This is a genomic window from Streptomyces sp. NPDC046909 (genome assembly GCF_040644695.1).
Taxonomy (GTDB): Bacteria; Actinomycetota; Actinomycetes; order Streptomycetales; family Streptomycetaceae; genus Streptomyces.
This window is the reverse complement of the sequence record NZ_JBEYXC010000019.1, coordinates 98,823-112,497: the sequence shown is the minus strand read 5'-3', so window position 1 is coordinate 112,497 and position 13,675 is coordinate 98,823. Positions and strand designations below refer to the sequence as shown.

At 67.3% G+C, this 13,675-nt stretch carries 15 protein-coding genes; 7 read left to right on the top strand and 8 right to left on the bottom strand.

Annotation, left to right across the window (positions count from 1 at the left end; all coding sequences use genetic code 11):
- Position 1 precedes the first annotated feature (1 nt).
- Entirely contained in the window at positions 2-334 is a 333-nt protein-coding gene (locus tag ABZ928_RS43680) for a hypothetical protein (protein WP_361532230.1), read from the bottom strand.
- A 262-nt stretch (positions 335-596) separates the two neighbouring features.
- Here ABZ928_RS43680 and ABZ928_RS43675 point away from each other — a divergent pair, with 262 nt between their 5' ends.
- The 3 genes from ABZ928_RS43675 to ABZ928_RS43665 all read left to right on the top strand — a co-directional run bounded on the left by ABZ928_RS43675 (position 597) and on the right by ABZ928_RS43665 (position 3,481).
- Positions 597-1,268, top strand: coding sequence for a hypothetical protein (locus ABZ928_RS43675; protein WP_361532227.1), 672 nt, complete (start codon positions 597-599; stop codon positions 1,266-1,268).
- A 19-nt stretch (positions 1,269-1,287) separates the two neighbouring features.
- Positions 1,288-2,100 (top strand): hypothetical protein, encoded by an 813-nt coding sequence (locus ABZ928_RS43670; protein ID WP_361532224.1) that lies wholly within the window; start codon positions 1,288-1,290, stop codon positions 2,098-2,100.
- 124 nt (positions 2,101-2,224) lie between these two features.
- Positions 2,225-3,481: a mucin-2 gene (locus tag ABZ928_RS43665; protein WP_361532221.1), complete on the top strand. Its 1,257-nt coding sequence runs from the start codon at positions 2,225-2,227 to the stop codon at positions 3,479-3,481.
- A 654-nt stretch (positions 3,482-4,135) separates the two neighbouring features.
- Here ABZ928_RS43665 and ABZ928_RS43660 read toward each other — a convergent pair.
- From ABZ928_RS43660 to ABZ928_RS43640, 5 genes are all read right to left on the bottom strand, one after another.
- On the bottom strand, positions 4,136-4,666 hold the full coding sequence (locus tag ABZ928_RS43660) for a DUF3093 family protein (RefSeq protein ID WP_361532218.1): 531 nt from the start codon (positions 4,664-4,666) through the stop codon (positions 4,136-4,138).
- A gap of 119 nt (positions 4,667-4,785) precedes the next feature.
- A complete protein-coding gene (locus ABZ928_RS43655) occupies positions 4,786-5,871 on the bottom strand; it encodes a hypothetical protein (protein ID WP_361532215.1) in 1,086 nt (361 codons plus the stop codon).
- Positions 5,862-6,533, bottom strand: coding sequence for a hypothetical protein (locus tag ABZ928_RS43650; protein ID WP_361532212.1), 672 nt, complete (start codon positions 6,531-6,533; stop codon positions 5,862-5,864). The genes ABZ928_RS43655 and ABZ928_RS43650 overlap by 10 nt, the downstream gene beginning before the upstream one ends.
- A 217-nt stretch (positions 6,534-6,750) precedes the next feature.
- A complete protein-coding gene (locus ABZ928_RS43645; protein WP_361532209.1) occupies positions 6,751-7,092 on the bottom strand; it encodes a hypothetical protein in 342 nt (113 codons plus the stop codon).
- A complete protein-coding gene (locus ABZ928_RS43640) occupies positions 7,089-7,319 on the bottom strand; it encodes a hypothetical protein (protein ID WP_361532206.1) in 231 nt (76 codons plus the stop codon). Before ABZ928_RS43640 ends, ABZ928_RS43645 begins: the two co-directional genes overlap by 4 nt.
- Before the next feature lie 163 nt (positions 7,320-7,482).
- Here ABZ928_RS43640 and ABZ928_RS43635 point away from each other — a divergent pair, with 163 nt between their 5' ends.
- A complete protein-coding gene (locus tag ABZ928_RS43635) occupies positions 7,483-7,767 on the top strand; it encodes a winged helix-turn-helix domain-containing protein (RefSeq protein WP_361532203.1) in 285 nt (94 codons plus the stop codon).
- 140 nt (positions 7,768-7,907) lie between these two features.
- Positions 7,908-8,291, top strand: a complete 384-nt coding sequence (locus ABZ928_RS43630) for a hypothetical protein (protein ID WP_361532200.1) — start codon at positions 7,908-7,910, stop codon at positions 8,289-8,291.
- 99 nt (positions 8,292-8,390) lie between these two features.
- Here ABZ928_RS43630 and ABZ928_RS43625 read toward each other — a convergent pair whose 3' ends face one another.
- On the bottom strand, positions 8,391-10,787 hold the full coding sequence (locus tag ABZ928_RS43625; RefSeq protein ID WP_361532197.1) for an endonuclease/exonuclease/phosphatase family protein: 2,397 nt from the start codon (positions 10,785-10,787) through the stop codon (positions 8,391-8,393).
- 416 nt (positions 10,788-11,203) lie between these two features.
- On the opposite strand from ABZ928_RS43625, the gene ABZ928_RS43620 reads away from it, so the two are divergent.
- Both ABZ928_RS43620 and ABZ928_RS43615 read left to right on the top strand, forming a co-directional pair.
- A complete protein-coding gene (locus ABZ928_RS43620) occupies positions 11,204-11,722 on the top strand; it encodes a hypothetical protein (protein WP_361532194.1) in 519 nt (172 codons plus the stop codon).
- 73 nt (positions 11,723-11,795) lie between these two features.
- Complete coding sequence (locus ABZ928_RS43615) at positions 11,796-12,596, top strand: hypothetical protein (RefSeq protein WP_361532191.1); 801 nt, start codon at positions 11,796-11,798, stop codon at positions 12,594-12,596.
- A gap of 99 nt (positions 12,597-12,695) precedes the next feature.
- On the opposite strand, the gene ABZ928_RS43610 is transcribed toward ABZ928_RS43615, so the two are convergent.
- Positions 12,696-13,607 (bottom strand): hypothetical protein, encoded by a 912-nt coding sequence (locus tag ABZ928_RS43610; protein WP_361532188.1) that lies wholly within the window; start codon positions 13,605-13,607, stop codon positions 12,696-12,698.
- Between the last annotated feature and the right edge of the window lie 68 nt (positions 13,608-13,675).

The window sequence follows — 13,675 nt, the reverse complement described above, 5'->3', positions numbered from 1 at the left end:
GTCAGTACATGCGTCTGTTGCGGTTCATCGAGGCGGCTTCCTCGGGCGTGACCTTTTCGGGCATGGTGTCGATTTCACGCTGAATGTCCTCAAGGACCTTGTCGATGCGTGAGCGCACTGTTGCGCGACGCCCGGACACGTCGTCGTGCCACTTATCGGCGTTCGTACCCACCCATGACTTATCGGAGTCCCGGCCGCCCTTCCCGACGTCGGTCGCCGCTCGCTTCAGGGTGCCCACCAGGTCGGACCGTTCTTTTTCGAGCTGCTGCTTCAGGCCGCGTAGTCGCTCCCGCTCGGGATTGTCCACCTTTGGCTTGTCGCCGTCGGTTCCCATGCGTCCGCCTCCCCTTATCCGGGGGCACTTTACAGAGCAGGTGTAAAAGGAACCCCAAGTCTGTGAGTGCTTTCGGTGGAGGTGCTGATCGGGCAGGGGGCGGCCCTCTTTTTGCCTCTCCATCGCGTCACGCCCGCCCGCCGGGAGCCTTGGCCGGTCTGTCCGACGACCGGGGCGTGCGGAGGCGCCTGCTTTTGTGGGCATCTCGGGTGAAACCAGTGGGGATTATTCGAATCGATTACCCTTCCTTTACGATGACTTGGTGTGCGAGCAGGCCGGGCTGTATGTTCTGGTTTGCGGCTATGCACCCTTTATTTTCCTGGCGGTTGGCGGAGCGAGGGAGGTGTTGAGGCAGATGAAGGGGGTCACGTTCCAGCTGCGGCGGGTCGCCTCCGTCAGGGGCACCCGGGGTGAGGTTCTCTCCTGGGCCGGGGATGTCGCCGGGCTCGGTCGCATCGGACTCGCCTTTCCCACCGACTACAGCGACTATCCGTCGACGTACACCGAGGTGGCGGTCAGCGGGGACGGCGTCCCGCTCACCACATACCTTGGGCTGCGGTACTTGCGGCGACCCCTGCTGGCCAGAGGCGAGTTGAGCATCGACTGGGAGCCGGCCGAGCTCTCCAGGAGTGCCTGGTTGGTCGGCCGGGAGGCGCGAGCCCTGCGGATCCGGGTCAAGGGGCGCACGTACACCTATGCCCAACGGGGTGGCAAGCGTGGTCACGAACTGGCGCGAGCCGGGGCGTCCGTGCGCATCCGGCGATCCAGCTGGAGTAAGCCCCGCACTATTTCCGGGACTTGCTGCGGCGACGCGGACGCCCTCGACATCAGTATCGCGCTCGTCCTCGAGGGCGTATACACCCGAAATCTGTCAGTGACCGGGGCGCTTGTCTCGCTGCCCGGACGCATTCTCAATCGGTTCAGCGACCTCTAATCCTGAGGGGAAACAAAGAATGCCTTCTATCGATGCGGCTCGGCGTCGGGTGCGGTTGTCCGATGCTCATGTCAGCGTGCTGGGGCTTCTCGTGGAGGAGGGGCAGATTCCTGACGAACTCGCCCATTCACGGGCCGAGTTGCAGGAAGCCGGGATTCTCGACGGTGATGACAAGATCGTGGCCGATCTCTATCCCCTCGTTGCCACGCTCATGGAGCCGCACGTCATCGCGCGTGTCGAGGTGACCGGGCCGGGCGGGGTCACGCAGAGCGGAGCCGTCGTCGGCGACGACTTCATCTTCACTCACGAGAACTGGCCCGGTGAGGCCGAGTCTGAGTATGTGCCCGCTGAGCCTGAGACGTTGGTATGGGCTCTGGCCCGGATGGTGGACCTGCACCGGGACTTCACGGACGGCATCGACTACGACGAGGTGATCCCGTCGACCATGGGCGCCTTCGACGGCGTGGTCGCCTGCATGGAGGCCGGGCAGTTCGAGGAGCCCGAGGCTGTGGCCGCGGCTGTCGGCGCGCCGGTGCGGTTGGCGGAGGTGCTGTCCCAGCTGAACTGCATGTGGCGCATGACCATGGCCTGGAAGGGCGCCGAGTCGCAGCAGACGCTCAGCAACGGGCTGGCCGTTTCGTCGCTCGCGGTGTGGGACTGCGGGATCGAGGGCTACTGGCTGCGGGAGCTGCCCGCGGAGCCGGTGACCGAAGGGCAAGTCGACGAGAGCAGCGAGCTGAGGGTGCGGCGTACCTCGGCCAAGGAGCTCTGGCACCTGATCACCGATCTGATTCCCGACGGGGCGCAGATCGCCTCTACGCGGCAGGCCTAGCCCGCCTCTTGGGGCCATATGAGTGCGTCGGCATCGGTGGCGACCTGAGGCTCTGCCTTCGCCTTCTGGCACCAGGCCCTGCACCAGTTCCTGTACGAAGCGCAGCACATGATCACGGGGAAAAATGAGCGACAGTTCCAAGCGCATGGCCAATCCGGATGACATGGAGCACCTGGCGAAACTGTTCGACGGCCGGGGCCATCTGCGGGACAAGTTGGACGAGGCCTTCACCCGGGCGTCCCGTCTCGGTGTGACCGACAAGCTGAGCTCCCTCAAGCCCATGCGGAACTGGGCCGACGGCACGGCGGTCGATCTTCGTCGGCGTGCGGCCATCCTGCGGGCCGACAAGGGTGATCCCAGGGCTGCCGCGTTGTACGCGGGGTTCACGGCGGAGGAGCTGAAGGGGGCGAACCTTCCGCCTGACGCGATGCTGATCGCGAACGCCTCCGTCGCCAACGGCGACAAGTTCGACACCAAGTGGCTGGAGCGGCAGAAGGGCGAGACGCTCTCGGACTGGATCGAACGCATCAAGGGGGATGCCGTCGCCAAGGTCACGGGTGACGAGAACCTTGGGGAAGTGGTCGGGGACTACATCGACTTGACGGCGATGGCTTCGACAGTTCCGGGAGCCTTCAAGATGTCGGCAATGGGCACGCTCCAACTCATCAAGTACTTCAAGAGCCTCAAAAACCCTGGACGGGTCGAGTTCTTGAAAGCACCCGGAACCACGCTCGCTCAGCTCTTGAAAGGGCAGTCGACGTCACGCTTCATTCCGGCACGTATTCGCGCCCTGGCTGCCACTATCGGGTCGCGTACTCCTGCTCCGATCCTTGATGCGCTGACAGGAAAGGACAGCCTGGCTGCTCTTTCGGGGCGGCAGTGGGCTTGGGAGGCGAACCTGCTCAAGGTCGGCAAGAATGCTGGCGCTCTGAGTAGGGCTGCCGGAGCGAGTCGACTGGGTGCCTTCGCTTCGGGAGCCGGGACAGCGATGCGTACGGCCGGTTGGTGGCGTGCGGCAGGGGTCGGTGGCAGCGCGGTGTCCACGGTGATCGGTGCTGTCGACCTGGTGCAGGAAGGAAACCCTGTTGAGGCCTTCAAGCGGGACAAGGCCGGATATGTAGCGAAGGCTTCCGGCGTGGCATTCAACGCCTCCATGACTGCGGCCATGATCGCACCCAACCCGGTCACGATCGGCGCGGCGGTGGTTACGGGTGCCGTCTATGGTGTCGCCACCATCATCGACAACCGGGAAAAGCTGAAGGCGTTCCCGGGCAAGGTGGCGGACGCTGGAGCCTGGGCAGGGAAGAAGATCGGCGAGGGCGCTGGGAAGATAGCTGACGGTGCGAAGGCGCTAGGTAGTGCGCTCAATCCCTTTGATTGATCCTTTGTGGCGAAAGAGGTTAGGGTCGGACAATGTCCCAATATTCGTTCGAGCTTCAGCGGCATACGAACACCGTCACTTCGCGCGAACAGTCCCATGTGACCTTTTGGCGTGGCAGTGTAGGGCAGCTGGGTCTTGTGGAGCTGATCGTGCCTGCTCTCGAAATCGTGGCCGTATCCGAACCGAGGGCGCTCATCGGAGCCATGGTGACCGGAGAAAATATTCCGATGTCATCTTTCAAGGGTATTCGATACGGAGGGCGACCACGCTTGGCTGAAGGCAAGTTGAGCGTGGCGGGGCAGCATGCTTCTTTCACCCGTAAGACCTTGCGGATGAGTAGAAGAGGCCGGTCTCTGAAGATCTGGGCGGTAGGGCGGGAGTACCAGTACCGGGAGGAGGGGAACCGGCGGCATCACATATTGGAACGGCCCGAGTCCAGGATTGCTGTGGTCCGCTCTAGCGGGGCAGATCCCAAGAGTATTTCCGGAACTGCCTACGGGGCTGTGGACTCTGTGGATATCAGTCTTGCGATCCTGTTCGAGGGCGTATACACGCGGAATCTGTCGTTCCGTGGTGCGATGGTTTCCGCCCCGGGGAGGTTCTTGGACGCCCTGTCTTCGCTCTCTTGAGTTTCTGATTGAGCGGGGGTACGAGCTACCGGCTAGGGTGCGGCACGCTCGTAGCCTGGGCCAGCGCCGTGAGGAAAGCCGTGCGGTCACGGGTGGCGATCGTGAGTTGCTCGCCCTGCCAGGTGCGGATGACGACGGTGTCCATGCCCATGGGGGCGCCCCAGCCGCCGCCTACGAGGCGGGGAGCGCCGCGGTCGGTGGCGCGGAGGCCGGGCACGGGTGCGTCGATCGTGTTCAGCGAGGCGGCGTACCGCTGAGCGGCTGTGGTGGCCTCGGCTGCGGCTGCCTGTACCGAGGCGGGGTCGATGGTGGCGAGCGGGATGCGCTCGCGGCCTACGCGCAGGGTCTGGGCGTCGATCTGGATGCGGTGGTAGATGAACTTCGAGATCGGGACCGCCAGGCAGGGGAGCAGCAGGAGAAGGAACAGCGCGCTCAGGCCGAGCCAGAGGCCGAACTCGTCGGGGAGGGTGTCTATGCCCATGTATCCGATGCCGAGCAGGTAGAGGGCGATGCAGATGGCGGACCAGGTTTTGGGGGTTTTCTCTGTGTAGTGCATGGTCCCTTTTTCGGGGTATCGGTGGTCGATTGTCGTCCTGCTCGCGGTCACGCCCACGCGCATGGGGTGCGGGCGCGTGGGCGTGGGCGTGAGGCTCAGCTGTGAACTGTGGTGGCGATTCAGCGGTTTACGGCCTGGATTTCCTGGACGGTGATGTCCTGGGTGGTTCCGAAGGTGCCGTTGGGGAGGTCGCCGCCGGTGCCGCCGGTGCCGGTCCAGGCGATGTCCCAGGTGATGGTGGCGCGGAGTTTGTAGGTGCCGTCGCCGGAGGAGCGGAGGTACTTGAGGCCGCAGGGCGGGGTTTCGTCGGACTTGCCCTTGGCCCAGGGTTCGCCGATGGAGCCATCAGCGTTGATGGTGCACTCGCCGGAGGCGGGGTAGGTCTGCGCGTCCTCGGTGCCTGGTTCGATCTTGAGGGCGACCGGCTTGGCGGTGGTGGTGGCCTGGATGTTGAAGCCGGGGACGTTGATGGCTGCGGTGGCCTGGACCTCGTTGAAGGTGGCCTTGTCGAGCCAGGCCCAGGTCGCCAGGTTCACCTTTGTGACGGCTTTGGGGGCGAGGGTGACCTCGGTGTCGGGGAGTTCCATGTGCTGGTAGGCGAGGGCGGCGAGGATCTCCGGCTTGATCGCCTCTTCGTACTGGGCCGGTGGGGCTTCGCCGTTCTCGACCCAGAAGGGGAGGTCGCTGCACGCCATCCGCTTCAGGGCGTCCGGCTCGTTGGGGTTCTCGACGCCGGCCCAGAACATCCCCTCGCCGTCCTTGTCGACGTTGTAGTCCTTGTAGCCGGGGGTGTCGGTCCAGCCGAAGCCGTCCTCGTAGTGGCGCTGCTCCTCGGCTGTCGCCGCGCCTGCGGTCCCATTCATGCCTGGAGTGTTCTTGGCCTTCTCGAAGTCCTCGGTCATCTTCTTCTTGAAGTCCTTGGCGCCGAGGTAGGGGGCGTACCAGCAGGACGGGGGCGTCCAGTTGACGTCGGAAGAGCTGACGTTGCCGGTACTGCCGTTCTTGGCGACGGAGCCGGAGTATTGGATCTTCGCGGCGGCGTAGATGCCGGTCGAGTCGCCACCGCCCGACTGTTCTGTCGTGCCGCCGTCACCGAAGCCTGGTGACTCCCCGGCATAGGCCGGTGCTGCGAGGGCGACGATGCCGAAGGCCAGGGCCAGCGCTGCGGCGTCGAGGAGCGTGCGTCCTGACCTGCTCACTGGCACTTCGCCGCCTTCTCCTGGACGTACACCTTGGACGCCTGCCACAGGCTGTCGGCCGTGGGGACCTTGACCATGATGATTTTGAAGTAGCCGAAGTCCGTGATGCTGGGCGTGGTCTTCAGGACCTTTCCGGTCTTGACCTCTTTGCCGTAGAACTTGCTTGAGTCCACGCAGAACGAGACTTCCACGGCGCTGCCGTTCGTGGTGGACCGGGTGCTGACGTCGTAGTGGCGTCGGGTGCCGGTCGCCGTCCAGCCACCTTTGACCCTCTCGTTGATCTGCACCTGCGCGTAGTGCAGTCCGTCGCCGGTGGAGTAGGCGACGACACCTGCATCGTCGGCCGTGCGCTTGACGACGCCGTGGTAGATGGCCCGGATGTAGTTCGCGGCATCGTCCATCGCCGCAGCCTCGTTCTTGTCCTTCGGCTTGTCCCAGTCGAAGACCAGGTTCATGTCCTTGGGCAGCGACACATCCACCCCGTCCGGCTTGTCCTCCGCCGGGGCTCCCGAAGCCGACGCCGAGGCCTTCGGAGTCTCCGAGCCCTGGTCGGCGCCCGCGATTTTGTCGTTGTCCTTGGAGTTGTCGTCCCCGCTGCCGCAGGCCGTCAACAGCAGTGCGGCCGTTGCCGCGAGCGCGGCAGCAACGGGCAAAGTACGGCGCTTCACAGTGAACTCCCCGTGAGACATAAGTTCAGTCAAGAGATCTGACGGTATCGGTGGGGTTCTCGGTTTCGCCAGAGCGAACTTCCCTGTGAACGTGGGCAATTCCGGTCGTATGGGGTGTCTGTTGGTGTGAGCTGTGTCCTGATCGTGCCCAAACGGGCGACGGCCTCGGACGGTCTGACGAGACGCGCCCGGGCCGTCGTTGCGGGCGTTCCGTTCGCTATCGCGGCGTCCCGCATCTCGGGCATGCGCACGGCGGATACGCCGACGTCCACGGCACCGGTTCCGCCCGGCCGCCGGCGATGAACTCCAGCCTGCCCCGGTCCTCGGTCACCGTTCCCTCGGCGTCGAGCCGGTAGATGCGCAGGGTGAGGCGGGAGCGGCGGTGGGCGGGCTCCATGAGGTCCAGTACGTCCGGCTGGGGCGGGTAATGGGGTGCGCACTCCCGGCAGGCGTACACGTTGAAGCCCGGGCCCGTCGGCGCGTGGACCTCGTGGACCAGGACCGGTTCCTCTGTCGTACGTTCGCAGCGGGCGCACATGCGCAGCGCCGGGCGGCTCATCGCGTCACCCCCGCCGGGAGGTGGACGCCGTGGATGCACGTCGGGCCCACGTCGATGCCCAGGGTGGCCAGCCAGGCGGCCCGGCGGCGGGCCCGCTGGAGGTGGCGAGGCGGTGGGGTGGGGAGGTAGCGCAGGGGCGGCAGCGCGCCCAGGCGGTGGCGGCCCCTCGGGCGCGGGGTGCACAGGGTCAGGATCCAGGCGAGGGCCCGGACGGTAAGGTCCAGCACGTTGACGCTCCTCAGTAGCGTTGGCCATGCCCCGGGACGGCTTCCCTCCGTCGCCGGGGTCTCTTTTGTGACAGGCACGCTACTGGGTGCATGTGGGAGGTGTATAGCGGTTGGGCGCACTCCACTCGTCCGTGTAACTGGATACTGTCGTACGTTGTTCGATATGACGCCGGAATCAGGTCAGTCGCCGATCGACCCGAACAAGATCGCGTACGTCTATATGCAGATGGCCGACCACATCGCCGACCGGATCGCCAAGGGGGAGCTCCGGCCCGGCGCCCGACTCCCCGGAGAGCGTGATCTCGCCGCGGAGTACGGAGTGGCTCATCTGACCGCTCGCCGTGCCACCCGCGAACTCCGCGAACGCGGCCTCGTAGTCACCCTCCCCGCCAAGGGCACCTTCGTCGCCTACCCCGAAGCCGCAGACCCCGCCCCCGACGAGCAGTAGGCCTGCCCCAGGTCGGCCCGCAGCCGTACGCCGCCGGGAGACCGCGCAAAGGTCTCCCGGCCGTGCTCGGCGTGGCGATCTAGAGTTGCAGGCTGCAGTACCGGGAACTGCGAACTGCTGACACGGCACATGGAGATGGAATGCTGAAGAACCGAGTGGTGCACGGGGTGCTCACGATGGCCGGGGCCCTCGTACTCGTCGTCGGTGCGACGGGGACGGCAAGCGCCGCGGACACCACGTTGACGTTGAAGCGCAGTGGGCACACGCTCGGCACGATGACGCATCTCGACCCCGACCCCGACACGTTCCGGGTGTGCGACAAGCGGGCCGATGGGCACAGCGTGACCGGGAAGCTGTACATGTACACGGCCGGATGGCAGCTGAAGGAGACGAAGTCGGATGGTGGTGACGCCGGTTGCGACTACTTCGACTACAACGTCGTTCCCTATGTGGCCAAGTACATGATGAAGCTGTGCCGGACCGGTACTGACATCTGCGTCCAGAAAGAGTTCACCGAAGACTGAGAAGACTGAGATGAAGAGTTCTTGACGACGTACGGGGAGCGGCCCCGCCCCGGACGGTGAGAGTCCGTCCAAGTGCGGGGCCGCTGCGCGTCGTTGGGGTCAGTGGCCGCCCCGGCACCGCCCCACGTCGATCCGCACGATCTGCGGGTCATGGTCGCTCGCCTGGTCCGAGAACTCCGCGTTGATGTGGACCACGTCGTAGTCGAAGTGGGTGACGGCCGGGGTCGTCAGGGTGTGGTCCAGGGTCTGGGAGTTGCCGTCGTAGACGTAGGTGTAGCGCTCGGCGGTGGGGAGGGTGGTGACGAGGTCCTTCAGGACTCCGCCGTCCGTCAGAGTGGTGACCGTCTTCGAGAACTCGTAGTCGTTCAGGTCGCCCAGGACCACCGCCTTGGCGTCCTTGTCGGCCGTCAGGAGGGACTTGACGAAGGTGTTCACCTCCGCCGCCTGGAGGGCGCGCTGGGTCTCCGAGCTGCGGGTCGGGGGCTGGTAGCGGCTGTGGAGGGACTGGTCGCCGCCCTTGGAGTTGAAGTGGTTGGCTATGACGAAGACCGACTCGCCGTGGAAGAGGAACTCGCCCACCAGCGGCTTACGGCTGCTGTCCCACGCGTCGCTCGTCGGGTTGATGCGGCCCGGGGAGTACGTGAGGGTCGCGCCCTTTCTCGTCTTCACCACCGAGGTCGCGGTCGTCGCGTCGCCGCCCGCGCGGTCCACGAAGGAGACCCGCTTGGGGTTGAAGAGGAAGACCTGGCGGATGTTGCCGCCGGGCTCGCCGCCGTCCTGGTTGTTCTCGGGGGAGATGTAGCGCCAGGAGTAGCGCGGGCCGCCGGCCGCGACGATGGCGTCGGTGAACTTGGTCAGCGTCGCCTCCGCCGTCACCGTGCCGTCGTTGGTCGCGCCGGTGTCGTCCTGGATCTCCTCCAGGGCAACGACGTCAGGGGACTTGAGGTTCACCGCGACGCCCTCGGCGAGGCGGTCGAACTTGGCCTGGTCGTCGGAGGGGTCGAGGTTCTCGACGTTGTACGTCGCTACGGCGAGCTCGTCGCCCTTCTGGCGGCGGGTGATCTCCTGCTTCAGGCCGTTGTCGGTGAGGGTGCCGAGCTGCGTGGCCTGGACGTTGTAGCCGCCGTACGTGGAGTAGTCGAGGGGGCCCGTCGTGACGCCGGAGAGCACATCACCCACGTCCGCCACCGGGAAGTCCGTCGTCTTGTCCAGCGACATGACCTCGACCCGGCCCGTGTTCTGGCCGTCGTAGGAGGAGTAGATCGTGCCGCCGCGCTTCGTCGGGTTCTCGTCCGGCTTCACCGTGACCCACAGCTCGTCGTACGCGTCCGTCGCGCCGGTCACGCGCGCGTCGGAGAACGTCGTCCGCATGCCCTCCAGGGATTCGTAGAAGTCGAGGGCGTACGTGGTGGGTTCGAGGGGGAGGGACTCGATGCCGCCGTCGGCGGTGGGTGTGTACGCGTCGGGGACTGTTGTGGCGTCCAAGGCGACCGGCTCGGGGACCGTGTTGCCGGAAGACAGGACCGTCGCGACCGGGCCCGTGATCTCGGTGACCGACTGCTGGCCGCTGGCCGGGTAGTACTCGCTGACCTTGCCGGTGACCAGGACCGAGTCGCCGACCGACACCGTCGGGACCGCCGAACCCGTGTAGACGAAGATGCCCTCGCTGGTACGGGCGTCGGTGTCCGCCTCCGGGTCCTGGATCCAGTAACCCTTCGAGCCCGACGTACGGACTCCCGTGACGATGCCGGGGACACGGGTGACCGCCTTGCCCGCGTACGGGGAGAGGCGGGTCGTGCCCTGGATGTCGTGGACGCGGACGGTGCCCGGGTCCGTCGTACCGCCACCGCCACCGCTGCCGCCGCCGTCGCCGCTGCCCGAATCGGCCGTCTGGCCCGCCGAGTTGTACGGCGTCGGGGTGCCGGCCGTGAGGTCCGTCGCGTTGTCGTCCGTGTCTGCGAGGGACTCGGGGCGGGCCACGGACGCCGTGTTGGAGGCGCCCGTCGCCGGGCCGCTGCCCTCGCGGACGACCGCGGTGCCGTATCCCACGATGTCGAGGACCCGGCTGTCGGCCGTGCAGTCCGCCGCGGTCTTGCAGGTCAGGGCGGTGGTGCCGGAGACGAGGGCGATGGTGCCGGTGGTGGCGCTCATCGCGATCGAGCCGGAGGCGTCGGGGGTGGGGAGGGCGGTCGTGCCGCCGGTGCCGGTGCCCTCGCCGATCAGGTAGCGGTTGCCGGCCGCGAGGGAGCCGCTGAGGGACGTGACCTGCCAGAGGGAGCTGGCCGAGGCCGAGCCCGGGAGGTACTGGACGCTGTAGCCGGACAGGTCGAAGACCTCGGAGCCCGCGTTGGCGAGCTCGACGAAGTCCCGGGTCAGCGTCGCGCCCGAGTTGCCTCCGCCGCCGTACACCTCGGAGATGACCGCGGTCGCCGACGGGGTCGCGGCGGCGGTCCAGGCGGGGAGGGCGGTCAGGGCGAGTGCGCCTACCGCGCCCACGGATATCAGGGGGTACGTGGCACGCCGGGTACGCGGGCCTCTTCCTGTACGGCTGCTTCTTCCATCGGGGCTGGACACGCTGGCGGTCTCCTCGGATCGGACGCCCGGGGGCGGTACGGGGTGGTACGGCGGGCAGTACGGCGGGTGGTGCGGGGCGGTACGGCAGTGCGGCGATACGGCCGTACTTGAAGCGGGGGTGTGGGGGGACCCGTGGGGAGTTGGCTCAAGTTACGCGCGTAGAAGTGGAGGCGCCAAGAGGGCGGAGGTTAAATCCTGGGAACAGGTGGGTGAGTGGCGCCTGTGAGACGTGACTTGAGGGCCTTGGGTGGGGAGTTGGCGTGAGCGGTGGACGGGATCGGGTTCAGGGGCAGGGTCCGAGCCGGGGTCGGGGTCGGGTGCGGGGCGGGGTGGGGGTTGTGGGGTTCCTGCTCTTCCTCGTCGCGGGGTTCGGCGTACTTCTGCTGGTCTTCGGCGTCGGGCGGCGGGTCGAGCGGGACTTGATCGAGGAGTTCGTCGAACTGCCCGGTGGGGCTTGGGCGGTCGGGGGTGCGCTGGGGGTGGTCAGCGTGCTCGGGTGGGTCGGCGGGACCGCGGTCTTCGGGGTGGACGGGGCCGTGAACAAGTGGGTCCAGGGGCGGTCGTTGCGGGTCGCTCGCTGGGTGGGGGGTGTCGTGTGCTGGGGCGCGGCGTTGGGGCCGTTCGTGTTGCTGTTCAGCGGGTTGCCCGGCAAGAACTGCCGGTCGTCGGCGTGCGAGTACGTCCCTGGGACCGGGCCCGCCTTCCTGGCGTACGCCGTTGTCGCGGGCGGGCTCGGGTACCTCTGGCGGTGGTGGTGGCGGGGCGTCTTGGAGGCGCAGGAGGCGGAACGGCGGGAGCGGATGCGGAAGTTGAGGAAGAGAGGGAAAGGGAAGAGCCGGGCGGCCCGGCAGCGGTGACCGGGCGGGCCGTTCAGGCCGGTAAGGTGCGGGTTCGCAACGGCCGGCCGACTCACGGGGAACGCGCGCACGCATGGGCACTCACGACATATCGACCGTAGATCCGGGAGGCGGCGGTCCTGAAGGCAGCGGTCCGGGAGCCGGCGGTTCGGGAGGCGGCGGTTCGGGAGGCGGCGGTCCTGAAGGCAGCGGTCCGGGAGCCGGCGGTTCGGGAGGCGGCGGTTCGGGAGGCGGCGGTCTGGGAGGCGGCGGTCTGGAAACCGGGGGCCTGGGCCTGGGGCTGCGCCTCACCCCGCGTCCTACGCGCAACAGCGTCAAGTGGGCCCTGCTCCTCCCCCTCCTCTCGGTGCTCGCTGGTGTCGTCACGCAGTATCCGTACGGCGGTCTCTGGATCGGCGTCGTCATCATCTGCGGCCTGGCCGCCACCGCCGCGATCCTCGCCGGAGGCGTCTGGCACCGGGCCGGGGCCGCGGTGCTCGCGACCGCCGCGGTGTTCGCGCTGAGCTTGTTCGCGGGGCCCGCCTTCTACGAGACGTATCTGAAGCAGGCGGGCGAGAAGACGGTCGCCGCCGTCGTGGACACCGGGGAGAAGCGAGGGGTCAAGCGGAGCACCGTGCTGGATGTGTGCCGGGTCGTCGCCACGTCGGGCGAGGTGTGGGACCTGTCCGCCCGCCAGAACTGTCATGGGCAGTTCGAGGCGGGGCAGCTCGTCGTCGTGTTCGAGGATCCGCTCGGGGTGCTCGACCCCTGGGTGGAGGCCCGTCCTGGGGAGCGGAAGCTCGATGCCCTCACCCTCGGCCTGACCGGGGGACTGTTCGTGGTGACCGGCGGGGTGCTCTTCTACGCCGGACAGCGGCGGCGGGACGGTCGGTGAGGTGCGTGTGCGCGCCGCGTCACTGGACTTGGGGCGCCTCCCGCACCCTGCGGGCCCGGCAGGGTCGGCAGGGTGCGGGAGGTCGTTCCGATGGGGGCCTCAGCCGTCGGCTTCCGTGAACAGGTCCTCCGCCGTCTCCGCGGTCACGGCGCGGGTGAGCCAGGCGCGGAGGGTGTCCAGGTCCGTGCAGGTGCTGATGCGTTCGCGTACGGCGTCCGGGACGTCGAGGCCGCGGGTGGTGAGGATCAGGAGGATGTCCTCGGCTCGGCTCTCGGCCTGGCCTTCGACGCGGCCTTCGACGCGGCCTTCGGCGCGCAGGCGCTGGGAGGTCTCGGAGCGGAAGAAGGAGAGGTCGACGGCCATCAGTTGCCTCCAGGTCTCGGCGGCCAGGGCTTTGCCGAGGCCGAGTTCGGTGAGCTCGGCGAAGATCCTGGCGGTGTCCTCGTCGATCGTTTTCAGGGCTACAGCCAGGGCTTTCAGTATGGCAGGGGCGTTCGGGTCCTTGGCGTGTGTGATGGCGCTGAGTGTCGCGAGCGGGATGTCGCGGGCGGCGGCGGAAGGGTCTGTGATGACGGGGACGTTGTGCGGGCCGAGGACGAGCGGGCGGAGGGTGAGCGTGGGCCAGAAGGCGGGGCCGATGACGATGGGCTTCTCGGCCCACCTGGCCGTGCTTCGGTCCTGGCACGTCACCACCAGGACCGGTGGGATGCCGTACTTCTCGCGCAGGTGCGCCACGTAGTAGGCCCAGCTGCTGGGCTTCTTCGGGTTTGGCTTGCCCTGTGCCTCGATGATCAGGAGGTGGCTCTCGCCCGAGGTCGCGTCGATTCTCAGGAGGGTGTCGACGCGTCGTTCGGTCGGCTGGATCTCCGTGAGGTCGTTCGGCAGCAGGGACACGGCGACCGGGTCCGGGAAGTCGGCGAGAGGGAGGTCGAGACGCCGGAAGGTCCGGGCGAAGACGCCCGGGTCCTCCTGGAAGATGCGGTGCATCGCCTCGTGGGATGAGGTGACCATGGAACGGACGGTAGGTAGGTGGTGCCGGCCCGGTCCGGTGTACGGCGTTGGATCACCCGACCGGGTGA

Excerpts from the sequence above, each read along its gene's own strand:
- ABZ928_RS43680 (WP_361532230.1), bottom strand. The coding sequence starts at position 334 with ATGGGAACCGACGGCGACAAGCCAAAGGTGGACAATCCCGAGCGGGAG.
- ABZ928_RS43670 (WP_361532224.1), top strand. The coding sequence starts at position 1,288 with ATGCCTTCTATCGATGCGGCTCGGCGTCGGGTGCGGTTGTCCGATGCT.
- ABZ928_RS43665 (WP_361532221.1), top strand. The coding sequence starts at position 2,225 with ATGAGCGACAGTTCCAAGCGCATGGCCAATCCGGATGACATGGAGCAC.
- ABZ928_RS43660 (WP_361532218.1), bottom strand. The coding sequence starts at position 4,666 with ATGCACTACACAGAGAAAACCCCCAAAACCTGGTCCGCCATCTGCATC.
- ABZ928_RS43645 (WP_361532209.1), bottom strand. The coding sequence starts at position 7,092 with ATGAGCCGCCCGGCGCTGCGCATGTGCGCCCGCTGCGAACGTACGACA.
- ABZ928_RS43635 (WP_361532203.1), top strand. The coding sequence starts at position 7,483 with ATGACGCCGGAATCAGGTCAGTCGCCGATCGACCCGAACAAGATCGCG.
- ABZ928_RS43630 (WP_361532200.1), top strand. The coding sequence starts at position 7,908 with ATGCTGAAGAACCGAGTGGTGCACGGGGTGCTCACGATGGCCGGGGCC.
- ABZ928_RS43615 (WP_361532191.1), top strand. The coding sequence starts at position 11,796 with ATGGGCACTCACGACATATCGACCGTAGATCCGGGAGGCGGCGGTCCT.
- ABZ928_RS43610 (WP_361532188.1), bottom strand. The coding sequence starts at position 13,607 with ATGGTCACCTCATCCCACGAGGCGATGCACCGCATCTTCCAGGAGGAC.